Below are 17,230 nucleotides of genomic sequence, written 5' to 3'. Positions count from 1 at the left end.
GGCTTCATGCCATGCATCCGGTCTATCGCGCGCCGAACACCGCGCCGGCGACCGAAAAATCCAGTGTTCCACCACCGAAATTCAGCATGTTGAAGGAATAGCCATATTCCTGTCCTTGCGGCCCGAAGAAAGCGCCGCCGAAATTGCCGATCACCGGCCGCGTCGTCCCGCTCCACGATCCGTAATAGTTACCGGTGGACGGATCGATATCGCCATCGCCGGTAAATGTTCCCAAATCGACATCTGCGCCGGAACCGGTCGGCAAGGGCGTACCGACAAGATTCATCGTCGCGACGATCTTTCCTGTGGTTAGGTTGACCGTCATGCCGATCGTGCTTTTGACGAGCGAGAATTGTGTCGTCGACCCGCTCGGATTGCGCAGGAAGGCGCTGCCGGTGATACCACTCCGTGTAAAGCTGACCGACGTGACCGGCGGCGCATCATTGACCCGCGTCTGTACACCGATCCCGCAGAAATTAATCGTGAGAGTAGGAATGCTGGCTGTGTTCCGCCACTGCACCGCCCGCGCATAGGTCAGCCCGCTGCCCCCCGCACCCGGATTGAACAGGACGAAGCTATCGGCACGCGCGCCGCTTGGGGTGAATTTGACATAAGCCTTGGCCGGAGCCGGTGCGGCCGGATCGACATCCGCCGGACCGAAGGTCTGGGTCTGTCCGTTGGCACTCAGCGTGTAAGTCGCGGTTGGGGAATCATACGCGATGTTGACCCCCTGGCCATATGGCGTGGCCGGCGTGACCTGCGGCGGATTCCCGTTCAGCAGCAAGGCGGCGCAGGTCGATGCGAAATTCTGATTGCCCGTCAGACTGTCGAAGCTGGTGTAACTCGCCGGCGGGGTCGGCGTTGGTGTTGGCGTGGGACTGGTCGTTGGTGTTGGTGTCGGCGTGTTTCCGGTCGTCGAACCGCCCCCACCGGAGCCACAGGCGGCCAGAGACAGCCCGGCCAAGATCGCCCCGATCGTTATCGCCTTCATAAATATCCCCCTGTTACAGATGCTTAATGCCCAAGCTCGATCATATCAGACCCTGTCGTTCTTGCAATGCGATTGGATTGGGCTCGTGGATCGCCCGCGTGAACCGGACGACCGAAAATCGCGCCGCGTCCTGCAACAATCAACTACCTCCCCGCTTGCGCCTCCGCCGCCGTCTCGCTACCCGATCCCTTTAATGTCAGCTTCAGATCATCGCCCCGCTTCGCAGTTCGCCGGAAGCGCCGTTTTCCCGCACCGGCACCTGACCGGGATCGACGGGTTGCAACCGCATGAGATCATGTTCCTGCTCGACGAATCGGAACAATGGATCGACAGCAATCGCAGCCGTGACAAGAGCCACAAGCAGCTGCGCGGCCTGACTCAGATCAACGCTTTTTTCGAAAACAGCACCCGCACGCTGCTCTCGTTCGAGATCGCGGGCAAAAGGCTGCGTGCCGATGTCGTCAACATGCACGCCGCCCAATCCTCGGTGAAGAAGGGCGAGACGCTGATCGACACCGCGATGACGCTCAATGCGATGCGCGCCGATGTGATCGTGATCCGCCATCAGAGTTCGGGCGCGGTGCGGCTGATTGCCGACAAGGTCGATTGCCCCGTGCTGAATGCCGGCGACGGTCGGCATGAACACCCGACTCAGGCGCTGCTCGACGCGCTGACCATCCGCCGCCGGCGCGGCTCGGTCGCCGGGCAGCGCGTGGTGATCTGCGGCGACATATTGCACAGTCGAGTCGCGCGCTCGAACATCCTCGCGCTCACCGCGCTCGCCGCCGAGGTGCGCGTCTGCGCACCCTCGACACTGATGCCGGCGGGGATGGAGCGAATGGGCGTCACGCCCTTCACGGATTTCGACCAGGCGCTCGAAGGCGCCGATGTGGTGATGATGCTCAGGCTGCAGAATGAACGGATGAGTGGCGGCTTCATCCCCTCCAACCGGGAATTTCACTTGCGCTACGGCCTGACGCTGGCACGCCTCGCCCGCGCCAAACCCGATGTGCTGGTGATGCATCCCGGACCGATGAATCGCGGCGTCGAGATCGACTCGGCGGTCGCCGACCATGTCGTGCATTCGGCGATCACCGAACAGGTCGAAATGGGCGTGGCGGTGCGCATGGCCTGTCTCGATGTGCTGACGCGCCGCGCGCGCCGCGTGAAAGGCTGGTCATGAGCCGTACCTTTGCCCTGACCAATGCCAACCTGGTCTGCCCGGTCGCCGGAGCCAGCAAGGGCGCGGTGCTGGTGCGTGGCGAGACCATCGCGGCAAGCGGCGACATCAGGATTCCCAAGGACGCAGACGTCATCGACTGCAAGGGCGCGACGCTCGCCCCGGCGATCGTCGATCTGGGGGTCTTCACGATCGACATTCCCGCCTGCCATGCCGGCGGCATCGTCCGGGTCGGGCTGATGCCCGACCAGACACCGGTCCTGGATGAACCTGGCGTGGTGCAGCGCGCCGCGCTGATCGGGCGTCCGGGGTTGTGGATCCATCCGATCGCCGCCGCGACCCGCGGCCTTGCCGGCCAGGATCTCGCCGAAATGGCGATCAATCGCGACGCGGGCGCCCGGGCCGTGGGCACGGGCGAGCGCTGGATCGCCGATTCGGGCGTGATGCGCAAAGTCCTGGCCTATGCTGGCGATCTCGGCCTGACCGTCATCGCGCACCCGGAGGATGGCGGCGTGGTCGGTGAGGCCGTCGCCACCTCGGGCGAAACCGCGACGCGGATGGGCTTGCCCTCGGCGCCGGCGATTGCCGAGGCTCTGGCGATCGCACGCGATCTGATGCTGGCTGAGGAAACCGGCGCGAAGCTGCATCTGCGCCAGGTAACGACGGCCGCTGGTTTCGACCTGGTGCGCGCCGCGAAACGCCGGGGTATCGCGGTCACCTGCGGCATCACCCCTGCCCATCTGCTGCTGTCCGACATCGCGATGAGCGATTTTCGCACCTTCACTCATTTGTCGCCGCCGTTACGGGATGAAAGCGATCGCCGGGCCTGCCTGCAGGCGTTGGCCGACGGGACGATCGATGTATTGTGCTCGGGGCATGACCCGCGCGGGCCGGAGGAGAAACGCTTGCCCTTCGCCGATTCGGCGCCGGGCATGGCGGGTGCAGAAACCTTGCTCGCGCTCGCGCTTGGCATGGTCCGCGACGAGGTGATCACGGTCGAACGGTTGATGGCGCTGCTCTCGGCCAATCCCGCCGCCATACTCGGGCTTGAAACGGGCACGCTGGCGGCAGGTATGCCGGCCGATCTGATGGTGTTCGATGCCGATGCGCCGTGGCTGATCGATGCCGACCATATGGTTGCCATCGCCGGCAACACCCCATTCGACGGGTTGCCGGTTCAGGGCAAGGTGCGCCGCCTGTTCAAGGGCGGCGCCGAGCTTCTGTAATCAGGCGCTTCGCGCCGGCCCTTACTTGACCCAGCTGGCCGGCTGGTCGCCCGCACTGGCGCGCACGAAGCAGGTACCGCCCTTCGCCTTGTAGCTTTTGCACAATGCGTTGGCATCGTTGCGGGCAAAGCCGCCGACCGACAGGCGATAGAAGCTGCCGGCCGCCGATTTGATCGGCATGCCCGATGGCTTCTGGCCGCCAAAGCCGGCCTCGCGCCGGGTGGCGCGTCCCCAGGCGTCCTTGGCGACGGCGGCACTTTCGAACGCGCCGAGCTGGACGAAGAAATTGCCCTTGGCCGTGATGCGTGGCGCCACAGCCGCACCGGCAACCGGTTTGGGTTTGGCAGTGACGAGCCTGGCCGCTTTCGGGGCAACGATCGGGCTGACCGCCGCGCCTGGCGTATCGCGCGGTTCCGGCTTCATACGGGCAACGCGTGCCGGGATCGACTGAACCATTTCCTGACGTGGGCCGAAGCTGACATAAGAAGCGGGCGCAGCCACCGCGGCGACCGATGTTTCCGCAGGCAAGCTTGCCTCGGTAGCGACAGCGACCGCGGTCGCGGGCTGGCTCGGCGCGACAGTCTCGACCGGAACGCTCCCCGTGCTCGCCAGCGCCGTACCGCGCGGCATGTTGAGCGCCAGCGCGACCGGTTGGCCCGAATCCTGGGCAGGCGTCACGCCGAGTAGCGCTGCGACCTGGTCGGAGGCCGAAGTCGGGCGCGCAAAGCTCGCCCATTCCATGATCCGCTTGTCGACCTCGGCGGGAGCCACATCGACTGCAATAAGGGTCTTGGCATCCTGCCAGCGCCCGGCCAGCGCAAGCGCGAGCGCAAGATTCTGCCGGGTTTTCGCATCCGAACCGGGCGTCCGAACAGCGGCGACCAGCACTTCGACGGCGGTGCCCGGATCGCCGGCCAGTGCGATGGCCAGGCCACGATCGCTGGCCGGAATGATCGAGGCATTGGCATCGAGCGTGCGGCGTGCGCCGTCCCAATTGCCTTCGGCGATCTCGGTCAGCGCGAGTTGCAGCGCGGCCCCGCCGTTCGACGGCTCGAGTGCCAGAACATCGGCAAAAGACTGGCGCGCGGAACTGAAGCGCCCGGCGCGAAGATAGCTTTGCGCCAGCAGCATGCGATAGCTCGCAACCTGCGGCCCGAAACCGACCGCCGCTTCGGCATGGGCGACCGCTTGATCATATTTGCCCTTGCCGAATGCCTTGCGCGCCGTCGCCACTTCCCTGGCGGCGGCCTTTTCGACATCGGTTTCCGCACGCGTGCTGGCGGTGGCTATACCACCCGGCCCAGTGGCGCAGACGAACACCGTCCCGCCAAGCACGAGTGCGGACATTCCAGCGGTGAACAAGGCCCGGGTCTTCATCGGATTTCCCCCAAATCGATCAACGTGCGGCCGGTGGTGACAGCTGGTTCGCCAGCTCGGCCACCTCGGGCAAAGTTTCGAGAAATGCGTCCAGCGCCTCCGTGACGAGTTGCTGGGCGGAACGGTTCCTGAGTGCGCTTGCCAGGCGCAGGTGCAGATGACGGTCTTGATCGAGCCGCAGCGTGAACGCCGCCTTGCCCCGCTTGGCGCTCGTCTCGCGAACGATCTGTGCCGCGCGCGCCGGGGGGAGCGTGACAGCGACCGGAACCATGTTCGCAACACTTGGCGCTGCTACGGGCACGGCAGCAACCGGGGCCACCACAACAGGGGGCGCCGCGACCGGAGGCGCCACAACTGGAGACGAGGCTACCGCAAGTGCCGCGACCGGTGTTTCGACGGCGCGGACCGGCTTCACCGCCAGAACGGATTCTATCGCCGGCGCATAATCTTCCTCGAGTTCGGGCTCGGGTTCGTCTTCATACGAATCGAACATGGGCGCTGGCTGAACCGGAGGCGCGTCGAAGTCGTCGCCGATCATCTCGCGCTGCAGCGCTTCGCGTTGCATCAGCACGGGCGGTACGGCCGGTTGTTCTTCATGATGGGCATGCACGTCGTGCGGATCGCCCATGTCGTTCCAGCCGAGATCGTCCTGCGTCTGCAGCGCGCCGAAGCCGCCAAAGCCCTGCGGGCGCATGGCGGGACGCGCCGTGCCCTTGCGGGCCAGCAGGGTCGAGGAAAGCGATGCGAAGGGTTTGGGCTGTCCAATCATGTCAGGCCCTCCCTCAGCTCATCACGCGGCGGCCGAAGCCGCCTGCGGCCGGACGCTGCTGACCATAGCCGTTGACCGCCTGAGGGGCGGCAAAGACGGTACGGCGGAAATTCTTCTCGAGCCGGTCGGAGATATAGGTCCAGAGCGCCTGAACTTCCTGGCTGGAGCGTCCATTGGGATCGACCTCCATCACGGTACGGCCATCGATCATCGATGCAGCGAAATCGGTGCGGTGATGGATCGTGACCGGAGCCACCGTGCCATGCTGCGACAGCGCGACCGCTGCTTCCGAGGTGATCTTGGCCTTGGGCGTCGCGCCGTTGACCACGAACAGCAGCGGCTTGCCGGCGCGTTCGCAAAGATCGACCGTCGCACCGACGGCGCGCAGGTCGTGCGGCGACGGTCGCGTCGGAATGACAATCAGCTCTGCGACCTGGATCACGCTCTGGATCGCCATGGTGATTGCCGGCGGCGTATCGATCATCGCCAATCGAAAGCCCTGCTGACGCAGCACCTCCAGATCGGCGGCGAGCCGCGCCACCGTTGTTTGCGCAAAGGCCGGATATTCGGCACTCCGCTCGTTCCACCAATCGGACAGCGACCCCTGCGGGTCGATATCGATCAGCACGACCGGGCCGGCGCCGGCCAGCTGTGCCTGAACGGCCAGATGCCCGGACAGCGTGGTCTTGCCCGACCCGCCTTTCTGTGATGCCATCGCGAGAACGCGCATGTGTCCCCTGAACTCCCGCTAAAATCCAGGGGCTGAAATGGCATGGGACACGTCAAGAACCGGTTAACGGGCCGGAGAGCGACTTGGATGCGGCGGTTGAAAGCCGGCACCGGAACGGCCGCGCCCCGTTTCGGCACGATATGGCTAACGAAATCTTTGCCAATTTCGCGTTAGGGGGCATTATCGACCTCAAGTGGTGTAGCGAGGATGGAACAGATTATGCGCAGCACGCTTCGTCCGGTGGCTCTTGGCCCGATAGCCTTGGGCCTTGCCGGTATCTTCATGGCGCTGGCCACGCCGGCGGTTGCCGACGTGAAAGCAGGCGTCGATGCCTGGGGCCGCGGCGAATATAAGAGGGCCGTCGACGAATGGCGGCCGGCGGCGATCGCCGGTGACGCCGATGCCCAGTTCAATCTCGGCCAGGCCTATAAGCTCGGCCGCGGCGTGCCGGTCGATATCGCCATGGCCGAAAGCTGGTACCGCAAGGCTGCGCTCCAGGGTCACCCCCAGGGTGAGACCAATTACGGCCTGATCCTGTTCCAGGGCGGAAAGCGCGCCGAGGCACTGCCCTGGCTGGAGAAATCGGTCGCCCGCGGCGAACCGCGCGCTCAGCTCGTGCTCGGCACCATGCTCTACAATGGCGACGGCGTGCCGCGCGACTGGCCGCGCGCCTATGCGCTGATGGTCCGCTCCGCCGCCTCCGGTCTGCCCCAGGCGTCGACCGTGCAAGCGCAGATGGATCAATATATTCCGCAGGATCAGCGCCAGAAGGGCCTGGTCCTCGCGCGTCAATATGAAGCCGATGCCGCGCGGTCGCCGCTGCCGCCGGAAACCTCCGGCTCGGGTACGCAGACCGCCATGCGGGGTACCGAAGTGCCGCCCTCATCCTATGACGACAATGCCGGCCCGCGCCCCGTTGACGAGGCGCCGGCGCAACCGCCGGTACGGACGAAGCCCCGTCCGGCACCGGTCGCGACACAGGCCCCGCCGCCCCGTCCGGCCGCAACCGGCAAGTGGCGCGTGCAGCTCGGCGCGTTCGGCGATCCCAACAATGCGCGCAAGCTGTGGGGGCAAGTCGCCGGCCGTTTTGCCGGTCGCCAGCCCTATTATGTGAAGAGCGGCGCGCTTACCCGCTTGCTCGTCGGGCCGTTCGCCTCGAGCAGCGAAGCCTCGCGCGCCTGCGGCGCGGTCAAGCCATGCGTACCGGTCGGGCCATAGGATCTATTGGCGATTCAACCCCGACATCGACCATGACAGGCGGGAGCCGGTCGGAACCCTGCTCGGGTCCCGGCCCGCTTTTTCTCATGGTTGGAATGACGACTGGACACGACGCACCGCTGTTCGGCAATCGCTGACCCCTGTTAATTCACCGATCCACCCCTGTTATCCATAACAGCGGTGGAAGCGATCAAGCGATTGAAAAGAAGCCGCTAATTCCCCACTGAAATCCAACTTAACAGGGGTGGTTTTTTATTTTTTCGTAACAGCGGAAAAACAGCGGTCCTGCCGGATGCGGGAACGTCTGACACCGGCCGCTACGCCGTCACCCAATCGGCCTTGGCGATCCCTTGCGCATACAGCAGCGCGGTGAGATCGTTATGGCTGACCCGCGCGGCTGCCGCCGCAGCGACGATCGGCTTGGCACGATAGGCCACGCCCAGCCCTGCGCGCTTGATCATTGCCAGATCGTTCGCGCCGTCGCCGACCGCCAATGTCTGATTCGGGTTCAACCCGATCTCAGCCACTGCGTTGAGCAGGGTCTGCAGCTTGGTGTCCGACCCCACGATCGGCTTGGTCACCGTGCCGGTCAGCGCGCCGTCCGCCACTTCGAGCACATTGGCGATCGCGCGGTCGAAGCCGATGATCTTGGCCACCGGCTCGGCAAAGCGCGTGAAGCCGCCCGACACCAAGATGGTCAGCGCACCACGCTCCCGCATCGTGCGGATCAGCGGCGCTGCGCCCGGCATGATGACGACGCGTTCGGCGAGGCACTGCTCGATCACGGCTTCGTCGAGCCCCTTGAGCAGTGCGACCCGCGCATCGAGCGCTGCCTCGAAATCCAGCTCGCCGCGCATCGCTCGCTCGGTAATCTCGGCGATCTGCGGCTTGATGCCGGCATAATCCGCAAGTTCGTCGATGCATTCGACCGTGATCATGGTCGAATCCATATCGGCAACCAGCAGCGCCTTGGCGCGTCCCTTGGCGGGCTGCACAACGATATCCACGGCCGGGACGTTGCTTTCCAGCGCCTCGCGCGCCGCCGCCGGATCTCCGGTGAAACCGATATCGGCGGCAAAGCCCTCATCGATCCAGCCCGTCGCACCTGGTTCGCAACCGGCATCCCGAAGCACGTCGCCGGCGGTGGAAATATCGCTCCCGGCCAGTGTCCCCGGTGCTATCAGCGTCGCGATGAACATGGCCCAATCCTCGAATCCGGAGCCCCTGCCCCGCGTGGCGCTCATTGCAGGGCCGACCGCAAGCGGCAAGTCCGCGCTGGCGATGGGGCTCGCCGAACGACATGACGGCGTGGTGATCAACGCGGATTCGGCGCAAATCTATGCCGATCTGCGTGTCCTCTCGGCGCGCCCCACCGCCGAGGAAGAGGCACGCGTTCCGCACCGACTGTTCGGTTATGTCGACGGTGCCGAAAGCAGTTCCGCCGCGCACTGGGCGGCCGATGCGCGGCAAGTTATCTCCGAGACCCACGCATCAGGCCGGTTGCCGGTCCTGGTCGGCGGCACCGGCCTCCATATCCGCACCCTGCTTGACGGGATCGCGCCGGTCCCGCCGATCGACCCGGCGATCCGCGAGGAAATCCGCGCCCTGCCCGTTGCCCAGGCCTATCGCCTGCTGGCCGAGGCCGATCCCGTCGCCGCGCAACGCCTTGCGCCTGCCGATACGACGCGTGTCGCCCGCGCGCTCGAGGTCGTGCGATCCACCGGCCGCCCGCTCACAGACTGGCAACGCGACAAGACCGGGGGCATCGGCAATGCGATCCACCTGACCGCAACCATCTTGCTGCCCGATCGCGACTGGCTGCTCGACCGCTGCGACACGCGGCTCGGCTGGATGTTCGACCATGGCGCGATCGCCGAAGTCGAAGCGCTGCTCGCCCGCACCGACATCCCGTCACTCGCCCCGGTGTTGCGTGCGATCGGCGTTCCCGAAATCGCCGCGTTGCTGAATGGCGAGATCGACCGCGACGAAGCGCTGACCCGCGCCCGTCTCGCCACCCGCCAATATGCCAAGCGACAATTTACATGGTTTCGGAATCAACCTCCCGCTATGTGGCCCCGGACGTCGGAGACAGATTCGAACACGCTGATCGACGATATTGAAACTAGATTACACAATTGAGGTTGACGACCGCATTTTCCATCCCTAGCAGCGCGCTTCGCATTGCATTTGTTGCGCTGCAATCATGAAGGACGACCAATGACCGAGAAGAGTGGAGCCGATATCCTTGTCGAGGCGCTGTGCGATCTCGGTGTGGAAGTCGTGTTCGGCTATCCGGGCGGCGCGGTTCTTCCAATCTATGATGCTCTGTTCCGCTCGGGTCGGATCAAGCACATTCTGGTGCGCCACGAACAGGCCGCAACGCATGCCGCGGAAGGCTATGCGCGCTCGACCGGCAAGCCCGGCGTGGTGCTCGTCACCTCCGGCCCCGGCGCGACCAATGCCGTCACCGGCATCACCGACGCGCTGATGGATTCGATCCCGATGGTCGTGATCACCGGTCAGGTGCCGACCGCGCTGATCGGCACCGACGCGTTCCAGGAGGCCGACACGGTGGGCATCACGCGCCACTGCACCAAGCACAACTATCTGGTGAAGGATCCCGCCCAGCTCGGCGCGGTGATCCATGAGGCATTCCATATCGCCACCTCGGGCCGGCCCGGCCCGGTCGTGGTCGACATCCCGAAGGATGTTCAGGTCGCAACCGCGCGCTACACCAAGCCCGGTCCGATCAAGCACAAGACCTATCGCCCGCAGGTCAAGGCCGACCAGTCGGCGATCGAGCAGGTCGTCGACATGCTGGCGGCGGCGGAACGGCCGATCTTCTACACCGGCGGCGGGATCATCAATTCGGGCCCGGCGGCAAGCCAGCTGCTGCGCGAACTCGCGCGCATCACCGGCGCGCCGGTCACCTCGACCTTGATGGGTCTGGGCGCATTTCCCGCTTCGTCCGACCAGTGGCTCGGCATGCTCGGCATGCACGGCACCTATGAAGCGAACTGGGCGATGAATCAGGCCGATCTGGTGATCGCGATGGGCGCGCGCTTCGACGACCGGGTGACTGGACGGCTCGATGCGTTCAGCCCGAACAGCCGCAAAGTGCATATCGATATCGACCGCTCTTCGATCAACAAGACGGTGCGCATCGATCTGCCGATCGTCGCCGATGTCGGCCATGCGCTCGAGGATATGATCCGCGTCTACAAGGCACGGCGTCATCCCAAGCCCGACCTCGCCGAATGGTGGCGGCGGATCGAAGGCTGGCGCGCCGTTGGCAGCCTCAACTTCACGGACAGCGCGACCGAGATCATGCCGCAACGCGCAATCCGTGCGCTGTGGGAGGCGACGCACAAGCAGGCGCCGATCATCACCACCGAGGTCGGTCAGCACCAGATGTGGGCCGCGCAGCATTTCGACTTCGAGGCGCCCAATAAATGGCTGACCTCGGGCGGGCTCGGCACGATGGGGTACGGCCTGCCCGCCGCGATCGGCGCGCAGCTCGGCAATCCCAAGGCGCTGGTGATCGACATTGCCGGCGAAGCCTCGATCCAGATGAACATCCAGGAACTGGCGACGGCGACGCAATATCGCCTGCCGGTCAAGATCTTCATCCTCAACAACCAATATATGGGCATGGTCCGTCAGTGGCAGGAACTGACCTATTCGAGCCGTTATGCCGAGAGTTACAGCGACTCCCTGCCCGACTTCGTCAAGCTCGCCGAGGCCTATGGCTGGAAGGGCATCAAGATCGAGAAGCCAGGCGAGCTCGATGACGGCATCGCCGCGATGCTCGCGCATGACGGCCCGGTGCTGGTCGACTGCATGGTCAGCCAGCTGGCCAATTGCTTCCCGATGATCCCGTCGGGCGCAGCGCACACTGAAATGATCCTTCAGGCCAATGAAGTCACCGGCGAAATGGACGACGAAGCGAAGGCGCTGGTCTGATGCACATCAAGACGGAAACGACGCAGCGTCACACGCTGGCGATCATGGTCGACAATGAACCGGGCATTCTCGCGCGAATCGCCGGCCTGTTCACCGCACGCGGCTACAACATCGAAAGCCTGACCGTGTCCGACGTGACCGCCGACCATGCGGTCAGCCGGATCACCATCGTGACCAGCGCATCGGATGAGACGATGGAGCAGATCCTCGCTCAGCTCGACCGGCTGATTCCGGTTCATTCGGTCACCGACCTGACCGCGCTCGGCCCGCATGTCGAACGCGAGCTGGCGCTGGTCAAGGTCGCCGGCACCGGCGATCACCGCATCGAGGCGCTGCGCCTCGCCGATGTCTATCGCGCCCGCGTGGTCGATGCGACGACCTCGAGCTTCGTGTTCGAAGTGACCGGCGGGCGCGAGAAGATCGACACGTTCGTCACCCTGATGCGCGAGGTCGGCCTGATCGAGGTCGCCCGCACCGGCATCGTCGCCATCGCCCGGGGGAAAGAACCGGTCTGATTTTCCCCTCTCCCCTTGTGGGAGAGGGAGGGGCCCGCTGTGCAGCAGCGGGAGGGTGAGGGGGAAACCCCTGCCCTTGTCAGCCCCCTCACCAACTTCGCCTAACCCTCGCTTCGCGAGGCCATGGCTCCGTATCCTCTCCCACAGGGGGAGAGGAGCAGAAGGGGAACTAGAATGCGTGTCTATTACGATCGCGATGCCGATCTGAACCTGATCTCGACCAAGAAGATCGCGATCGTCGGCTATGGCAGCCAGGGCCATGCCCATGCCCAGAATTTGCGCGACAGCGGCGTGAAGGACGTGGCGATCGCACTGCGCGAAGGCTCGGCCACCGCCAAAAAGGCAATCGACGCGGGCTTCGCGGTCAAGTCGAACGCCGAAGCGGCGGCCTGGGCCGACATCGTCATGATCCTCGCCCCCGATGAACATCAGGCCGCGATCTATGCCGACGATCTTCACGCCAATATGAAGCAGGGTGCCGCGCTTGCCTTCGCGCACGGCCTCAACGTGCATTTCGGCCTGATCGAACCGCGCGCCGATCTCGACGTGATCATGATCGCGCCCAAGGGTCCGGGCCACACCGTGCGCTCCGAATATGTCCGCGGCGGCGGCGTCCCCTGCCTGATCGCAATCGACCAGGACAAGAGCGGCAACGCGCATGACATCGCGCTCGCTTACGCCTCGGGCGTCGGCGGCGGCCGCTCGGGCATCATCGAGACCAATTTCCGCGAGGAATGCGAAACCGACCTGTTCGGCGAGCAGGCCGTGCTGTGCGGCGGGATCACCCATCTGATCCAGGCCGGTTTCGAAACCTTGACCGAAGCCGGTTACGCACCCGAAATGGCCTATTTCGAATGCCTTCACGAAACCAAGCTGATCGTCGATCTGCTCTATGAAGGCGGCATCGCCAATATGCGCTATTCGATCAGCAACACCGCCGAATATGGCGACATCACCACGGGCCCGCGCATCATCACCAGCGAGACCAAGGCGGAGATGAAGCGCGTGCTGGACGACATCCAGAGCGGCCGTTTCGTGAAGAACTTCGTCCTCGACAACCGCGCCGGCCAGCCTGAACTCAAGGCCGCACGCAAGCGGGCCGAGGCGCATCCGATCGAGAAGGTCGGCACCGAACTGCGCGCGATGATGCCATGGATCGGGGCCAACAAGCTGGTGGACAAGGACAAGAACTAAGCGTTTCCGCTTCGGCGCTTGCGTGGTGGAAGGGGTCGCGTCAGACTGGCGCGGCCCCTTTCCCTTGTCTGGAGACGACCCGATGCGCCTTCCCCTGATCCTGCTCGCCGCCACCGCCATCATCGCCACCCCGCTGCTCGCGCAGCAGGCAATGGAGAAGCCGGGGTCGAAGAACGTCGCGCTGGTGACCGGCGGCGCCTACAAGGCGGATCCCTATCACACGCTGGTCAGCTGGTCGGTCGATCATATGGGCCTGACGCCCTATTTCGGGCTGGTCGGCGACATCACAGGCACGCTGGAGCTCGACCCGAAGAATCTGGCGGCCGCCAAGGTCGATGTCACCATACCGATCGCCAAGATCACCACCGCCAGCGCCGGCCTCACCAGCCATCTGCTCAAGGCCCCGGCAACGGCCGGCGGGAAGCCCGACTTTTTCGGCCCCAATCCGGCGGCCGCCCATTTCGTCTCGACCTCGGTCCAGGTCAAGGATGAGGACGAAGCGGTCGTGACCGGCAATCTGACGCTGAACGGCGTGACGCGGCCGGTTACGCTCGACGTCGATTTCTACGGCGCCGGCAAGACCCCGCCGCAGATGGGCGGCAAGGACAATGTCGGTTTCGAAGCCGAGGGCACGATCAAGCGCAGCGAATTCGGCCTCGGCTTCGGCGTCCCGATCGTCTCCGACGAGATCAAGCTCAAGATCGCGGCCGGCTTCCAGAAGTAGCCGCCCGGCAATAACGACGACGCCACGGCGCGGGAATGCCGTGGCGCCGCCTGTGCGCGATTGGGGGGACGAGATGAGCAAGACAGAACTGACCGACGACGGCCGCCCCGCCGATGGCGGGCAGGAAGGCGTGCCGGGCGTCGGCCGGGTCGAGGCCTTCTCCGATGGTGTGATTGCGATCATCATCACGATCATGGTGCTCGAACTGAAGGCGCCGGAAGAGGCGGGCATGCACCACCTCTGGCAGCTTTGGCCGATCGCGGTCGCCTATGTGCTGAGCTTCGCCTATGTCGGCATCTACTGGGTCAATCATCACCAGTTGTTCAGTCATGCGACCAAGGTCACCAATCCGCTGATCTGGGGCAATCTCGCCTTGCTCTTCACCCTGTCGCTGGTGCCTTTCTCGACCGCCTATCTCGGCGAGCAGCATTTCAGCCGCGACGCGACGATCATCTATCTCGTGACGATGCTGCTGCCGGCGATCGCCTATGGCCCGCTGCAGCGCGCGATCCGCGCCACCGGCATCGCCGGCCCTGCCGCAGACCGCTATCACCGCCGCGGCATCCGCAAGACCCTGGTCGCCACCGGCATCTATGCGGCAGGCATTCCGCTCAGCTTCATCACGCCATGGCTCGGCGTGGCCGCTGCCACCGCGGTCGCCATCCTGTGGTTCCTGCCGAAAAGCCCGATGGACGCCTGGTTCGATCAGAAGTGACCGTAAATCCGGGCTGGACATGCGGCCCGTCGCCACGCTAGGCGAACAGGCAATGACGCAGGCCACTCGCCTTTCGCTGCTTCGACTTACGCGCCCTTAGGCGCGACCCTCGCCGCGCGCCTCGGGCGTGCGCGATCCGCCTAAGGGCCCGTGGGACATCCCCACAAAATCAAATGCCGCCGCCCCAGACGACGACAAGCGAATTGCGAGACCCGAAGCCATGCTGCGTGACCCTTCCGTAAAATACCGCCCCTTCCCCCAGATCGACCTGCCCGACCGCCAATGGCCGTCGCGCACCATCACCCGGCCGCCACGCTGGCTCTCGACTGACCTGCGCGACGGCAATCAGGCGCTGATCGACCCGATGGATGCGGAGAAGAAGACCCGCCTTTTCGACCTGCTGGTCAAGGTCGGGCTGAAGGAGATCGAGGTCGGATTCCCCTCCGCTGGCGCGACCGAGTTCGATTTCATTTCCGGCCTGGTGAAGAACGACCGCATCCCCGACGATGTGACGATCCAGGTGCTGACCCAGTCGCGCCGCGACCTGATCGAAACCAGCTTCGAAAGCCTGCGCGGCGCGCCCAGGGCGATCGTCCATCTCTACAACGCGGTCAGCCCGGCCTGGCGCAAGATCGTCTTCGGCATGACTCGCGACGAGGTACGCCAGATCGCGGTGCAGGGCGCCATGATCCTGCGCGACCAGGCCGCCGCCCAGCCCGGCACCGACTGGCATTTCGAATATAGCCCCGAAACCTTCTCGACCGCCGAACTCGATTTCTCGGTCGAGGTGTGTGAGGCGGTGATGGAAGTGCTGCGCCCCACCCCCGACCATCCGATTATCCTCAACCTGCCCGCGACGGTCGAATGCGCCACGCCCAACATCTATGCCGACCAGATCGAATGGTTCGGCAAGAACATCCGCAACCGCGACAGCATCGTCATCTCGCTGCATCCGCACAACGACCGCGGTACCGGCGTAGCGGCGGCGGAGCTCGGCCTGATGGCCGGCGCCGACCGGGTCGAGGGCTGTCTGCTCGGCAATGGTGAGCGCACCGGCAATTGCGACCTGGTGACGGTCGCGCTCAACATGTACACGCAAGGCATTGATCCGAAACTCGATTTCTCCGACATCGATGAGATCGTCAGCACCGTGAATTATTGCACCAACCTGCCGGTGCATCCGCGCACACCCTATGCCGGCGACCTGGTCTTCACCGCCTTTTCGGGCAGCCATCAGGACGCGATCAAGAAGGGCTTCGCGTCACAGGCGGAGCGCAACGACGAATATTGGGAAGTCCCCTATCTGCCGATCGACCCGGCCGATCTCGGGCGCAGCTATGAAGCCGTGATCCGGGTCAATTCGCAATCCGGCAAGGGCGGGGTCGCCTGGGTGATTGAGCAGGATAAGGGGCTGAAGCTGCCCAAGCGCCTGCAGGCCGATTTCAGCCGCCATGTGCAGGCCTTTGCCGACGAAAGCAGCCGCGAACTCAACGCTGCCGATATCTGGCAGCTGTTCGAGACGACCTATCTGCCGACCGGCCGCGACCGCTTCGCGCTGATCGACTATCAGGAAAACCACGCCCCCGGCGGCGGCCCGCCGCGCACCTTTGTCGGCCGCGTCCGGCTCGACGGCGAGGAACGCTCGATCAGCGGGCGCGGCAATGGCCTGATCTCCGGCGTGCTCGATGCGCTGCGCGAGGATTGCGGCGTGGACCTCGACGTGATCGACTATAACGAACACGCAATCGGCGTCGGCGCGCAGGCGCAGGCGGCGGCGTATCTCGAATGCCGCACCGCCGATGGGCGGACGGTGTTCGGGGTCGGCATCGATGTCGATGTCGCGACGGCCACGGTGCGCGCGGCGCTGAGTGCGGCGAACGCCGTCTGAGCGCTGCTTTCGGAGGATCTATCGATGGTCGCTGTTCGTATCGAATATCTGGGGGATCTTCGCTGCAAGGCGCTGCATGGCGAGTCCGGTACCGAACTGACCACCGATGCGCCGAAGGACAATCAGGGTCGGGGTGAGAGCTTCTCCCCGACCGACTTGCTGGCGAGCGCGCTGGGCAGTTGCATCCTGAGCGTCATGGGCATCAAGGCGCGCGCCCTGAACATTGAAATCGGCGGCGCGACGGCAATTGTCGAGAAGGAAATGGCCAATGCGCCGGTGCGCCGGGTGCATAAGCTGGCGGTCCGTATTCATGTGCCGCAACAGCTTAGCCAGGAACATCGGCACAAGCTGGAAGAGGCTGCACATAGCTGCCCGGTGCACAAGAGCATGCATCCGGACGTGCAGATACCGATCGAGTTTTCCTGGGGTTGAGGTTCTCGGTTTGGGCGACTGAAGCGCGACACGCTCGCCATTGATTGCATCCACTGGCGCCGATGCAATCGCCATGATGCGCCATACCATCCCCGCATCGATGTGCGAGGATCGACGGCATAGCCGGTTCCATCGTTCCTCTAACGGGATCATCACATTCCTGTTGGAAACAGTGACGCGCCGAGGAAGAGATTAACTTAACTTATTGATTATAAATCATTTTATTAACATCTTCCTTGATATGTAAGACCGCCTGGTTGAGCAACATCGATAGATGCCCTCGCCCGCTCCGCGTCCGAGATATGGAA

Annotated in this window: 16 protein-coding genes; 11 read left to right on the top strand and 5 right to left on the bottom strand. The window is 64.5% G+C overall.

The annotated features are described in order from the left end of the window. Positions 1-22: 22 nt before the first annotated feature. Complete coding sequence (locus tag H3Z74_RS06910) at positions 23-991, bottom strand: hypothetical protein (RefSeq protein WP_187763196.1); 969 nt, start codon at positions 989-991, stop codon at positions 23-25. 193 nt (positions 992-1,184) lie between these two features. Between H3Z74_RS06910 and H3Z74_RS06905 the strand changes: the two genes are divergently transcribed. Both H3Z74_RS06905 and H3Z74_RS06900 read left to right on the top strand, forming a co-directional pair. Further along, positions 1,185-2,174: an aspartate carbamoyltransferase catalytic subunit gene (locus H3Z74_RS06905; protein ID WP_187763195.1), complete on the top strand. Its 990-nt coding sequence runs from the start codon at positions 1,185-1,187 to the stop codon at positions 2,172-2,174. Continuing rightward, a complete protein-coding gene (locus H3Z74_RS06900) occupies positions 2,171-3,397 on the top strand; it encodes a dihydroorotase (RefSeq protein WP_187763194.1) in 1,227 nt (408 codons plus the stop codon). Before H3Z74_RS06905 ends, H3Z74_RS06900 begins: the two co-directional genes overlap by 4 nt. Before the next feature lie 21 nt (positions 3,398-3,418). Here the strand turns inward: H3Z74_RS06900 and H3Z74_RS06895 are convergent, their stop codons facing one another. The 3 genes from H3Z74_RS06895 to H3Z74_RS06885 are packed head-to-tail and all read right to left on the bottom strand — an operon-like array spanning position 3,419 to position 6,273. Beyond that, complete coding sequence (locus H3Z74_RS06895; RefSeq protein WP_187763193.1) at positions 3,419-4,774, bottom strand: SPOR domain-containing protein; 1,356 nt, start codon at positions 4,772-4,774, stop codon at positions 3,419-3,421. Between the two features lie 19 nt (positions 4,775-4,793). Continuing rightward, positions 4,794-5,543 carry a hypothetical protein gene (locus tag H3Z74_RS24850; RefSeq protein ID WP_390901794.1) on the bottom strand — a complete coding sequence of 250 codons (750 nt, stop codon included), beginning with the start codon at positions 5,541-5,543 and terminating at the stop codon, positions 4,794-4,796. 13 nt (positions 5,544-5,556) lie between these two features. Then, positions 5,557-6,273 (bottom strand): ParA family protein, encoded by a 717-nt coding sequence (locus H3Z74_RS06885; protein ID WP_187763192.1) that lies wholly within the window; start codon positions 6,271-6,273, stop codon positions 5,557-5,559. Between the two features lie 219 nt (positions 6,274-6,492). Here H3Z74_RS06885 and H3Z74_RS06880 point away from each other — a divergent pair, with 219 nt between their 5' ends. After that, positions 6,493-7,491, top strand: a complete 999-nt coding sequence (locus H3Z74_RS06880; RefSeq protein ID WP_187763191.1) for an SPOR domain-containing protein — start codon at positions 6,493-6,495, stop codon at positions 7,489-7,491. Between the two features lie 317 nt (positions 7,492-7,808). Here H3Z74_RS06880 and serB read toward each other — a convergent pair whose 3' ends face one another. After that, positions 7,809-8,690, bottom strand: coding sequence for a phosphoserine phosphatase SerB (gene serB, locus H3Z74_RS06875; protein ID WP_187763190.1), 882 nt, complete (start codon positions 8,688-8,690; stop codon positions 7,809-7,811). Between serB and miaA the strand changes: the two genes are divergently transcribed. The 8 genes from miaA (at position 8,683) to H3Z74_RS06835 (ending at position 16,922) form a co-directional block, all read left to right on the top strand. Then, positions 8,683-9,630, top strand: a complete 948-nt coding sequence (gene miaA, locus H3Z74_RS06870) for a tRNA (adenosine(37)-N6)-dimethylallyltransferase MiaA (RefSeq protein WP_187763189.1) — start codon at positions 8,683-8,685, stop codon at positions 9,628-9,630. The two genes, serB and miaA, sit on opposite strands and share 8 nt — an antisense overlap. A gap of 78 nt (positions 9,631-9,708) precedes the next feature. Next, positions 9,709-11,454 carry an acetolactate synthase 3 large subunit gene (locus H3Z74_RS06865; RefSeq protein ID WP_187763188.1) on the top strand — a complete coding sequence of 582 codons (1,746 nt, stop codon included), beginning with the start codon at positions 9,709-9,711 and terminating at the stop codon, positions 11,452-11,454. After that, complete coding sequence (gene ilvN / locus H3Z74_RS06860; protein WP_187763187.1) at positions 11,454-11,969, top strand: acetolactate synthase small subunit; 516 nt, start codon at positions 11,454-11,456, stop codon at positions 11,967-11,969. The genes H3Z74_RS06865 and ilvN overlap by 1 nt, the downstream gene beginning before the upstream one ends. A 174-nt stretch (positions 11,970-12,143) precedes the next feature. Next, positions 12,144-13,163 carry a ketol-acid reductoisomerase gene (gene ilvC / locus H3Z74_RS06855; RefSeq protein WP_187763186.1) on the top strand — a complete coding sequence of 340 codons (1,020 nt, stop codon included), beginning with the start codon at positions 12,144-12,146 and terminating at the stop codon, positions 13,161-13,163. A gap of 82 nt (positions 13,164-13,245) precedes the next feature. Next, positions 13,246-13,887, top strand: coding sequence for a YceI family protein (locus H3Z74_RS06850; RefSeq protein WP_187763185.1), 642 nt, complete (start codon positions 13,246-13,248; stop codon positions 13,885-13,887). 73 nt (positions 13,888-13,960) lie between these two features. Next, entirely contained in the window at positions 13,961-14,602 is a 642-nt protein-coding gene (locus tag H3Z74_RS06845) for a TMEM175 family protein (protein WP_187763184.1), read from the top strand. 220 nt (positions 14,603-14,822) lie between these two features. After that, positions 14,823-16,490, top strand: coding sequence for a 2-isopropylmalate synthase (leuA, locus tag H3Z74_RS06840; protein WP_187763183.1), 1,668 nt, complete (start codon positions 14,823-14,825; stop codon positions 16,488-16,490). A gap of 24 nt (positions 16,491-16,514) precedes the next feature. Next, a complete protein-coding gene (locus tag H3Z74_RS06835) occupies positions 16,515-16,922 on the top strand; it encodes an OsmC family protein (protein WP_187763182.1) in 408 nt (135 codons plus the stop codon). Positions 16,923-17,230: the final 308 nt, after the last annotated feature.

It is taken from the genome of Sphingomonas alpina (assembly GCF_014490665.1).
In the GTDB taxonomy this organism is placed as follows: Bacteria; Pseudomonadota; Alphaproteobacteria; order Sphingomonadales; family Sphingomonadaceae; genus Sphingomonas; species Sphingomonas alpina.
This window is presented reverse-complemented; position numbering and strand designations above follow the sequence as displayed.

Excerpts from the sequence above, each read along its gene's own strand:
- H3Z74_RS06885 (WP_187763192.1), bottom strand. The coding sequence starts at position 6,273 with ATGCGCGTTCTCGCGATGGCATCACAGAAAGGCGGGTCGGGCAAGACC.
- H3Z74_RS06895 (WP_187763193.1), bottom strand. The coding sequence starts at position 4,774 with ATGAAGACCCGGGCCTTGTTCACCGCTGGAATGTCCGCACTCGTGCTT.
- H3Z74_RS06905 (WP_187763195.1), top strand. The coding sequence starts at position 1,185 with ATGTCAGCTTCAGATCATCGCCCCGCTTCGCAGTTCGCCGGAAGCGCC.
- ilvC (WP_187763186.1), top strand. The coding sequence starts at position 12,144 with ATGCGTGTCTATTACGATCGCGATGCCGATCTGAACCTGATCTCGACC.
- serB (WP_187763190.1), bottom strand. The coding sequence starts at position 8,690 with ATGTTCATCGCGACGCTGATAGCACCGGGGACACTGGCCGGGAGCGAT.
- H3Z74_RS06880 (WP_187763191.1), top strand. The coding sequence starts at position 6,493 with ATGCGCAGCACGCTTCGTCCGGTGGCTCTTGGCCCGATAGCCTTGGGC.
- leuA (WP_187763183.1), top strand. The coding sequence starts at position 14,823 with ATGCTGCGTGACCCTTCCGTAAAATACCGCCCCTTCCCCCAGATCGAC.
- H3Z74_RS06865 (WP_187763188.1), top strand. The coding sequence starts at position 9,709 with ATGACCGAGAAGAGTGGAGCCGATATCCTTGTCGAGGCGCTGTGCGAT.
- H3Z74_RS06910 (WP_187763196.1), bottom strand. The coding sequence starts at position 991 with ATGAAGGCGATAACGATCGGGGCGATCTTGGCCGGGCTGTCTCTGGCC.
- ilvN (WP_187763187.1), top strand. The coding sequence starts at position 11,454 with ATGCACATCAAGACGGAAACGACGCAGCGTCACACGCTGGCGATCATG.
- miaA (WP_187763189.1), top strand. The coding sequence starts at position 8,683 with ATGAACATGGCCCAATCCTCGAATCCGGAGCCCCTGCCCCGCGTGGCG.
- H3Z74_RS06835 (WP_187763182.1), top strand. The coding sequence starts at position 16,515 with ATGGTCGCTGTTCGTATCGAATATCTGGGGGATCTTCGCTGCAAGGCG.
- H3Z74_RS06845 (WP_187763184.1), top strand. The coding sequence starts at position 13,961 with ATGAGCAAGACAGAACTGACCGACGACGGCCGCCCCGCCGATGGCGGG.
- H3Z74_RS06850 (WP_187763185.1), top strand. The coding sequence starts at position 13,246 with ATGCGCCTTCCCCTGATCCTGCTCGCCGCCACCGCCATCATCGCCACC.
- H3Z74_RS06900 (WP_187763194.1), top strand. The coding sequence starts at position 2,171 with ATGAGCCGTACCTTTGCCCTGACCAATGCCAACCTGGTCTGCCCGGTC.
- H3Z74_RS24850 (WP_390901794.1), bottom strand. The coding sequence starts at position 5,543 with ATGATTGGACAGCCCAAACCCTTCGCATCGCTTTCCTCGACCCTGCTG.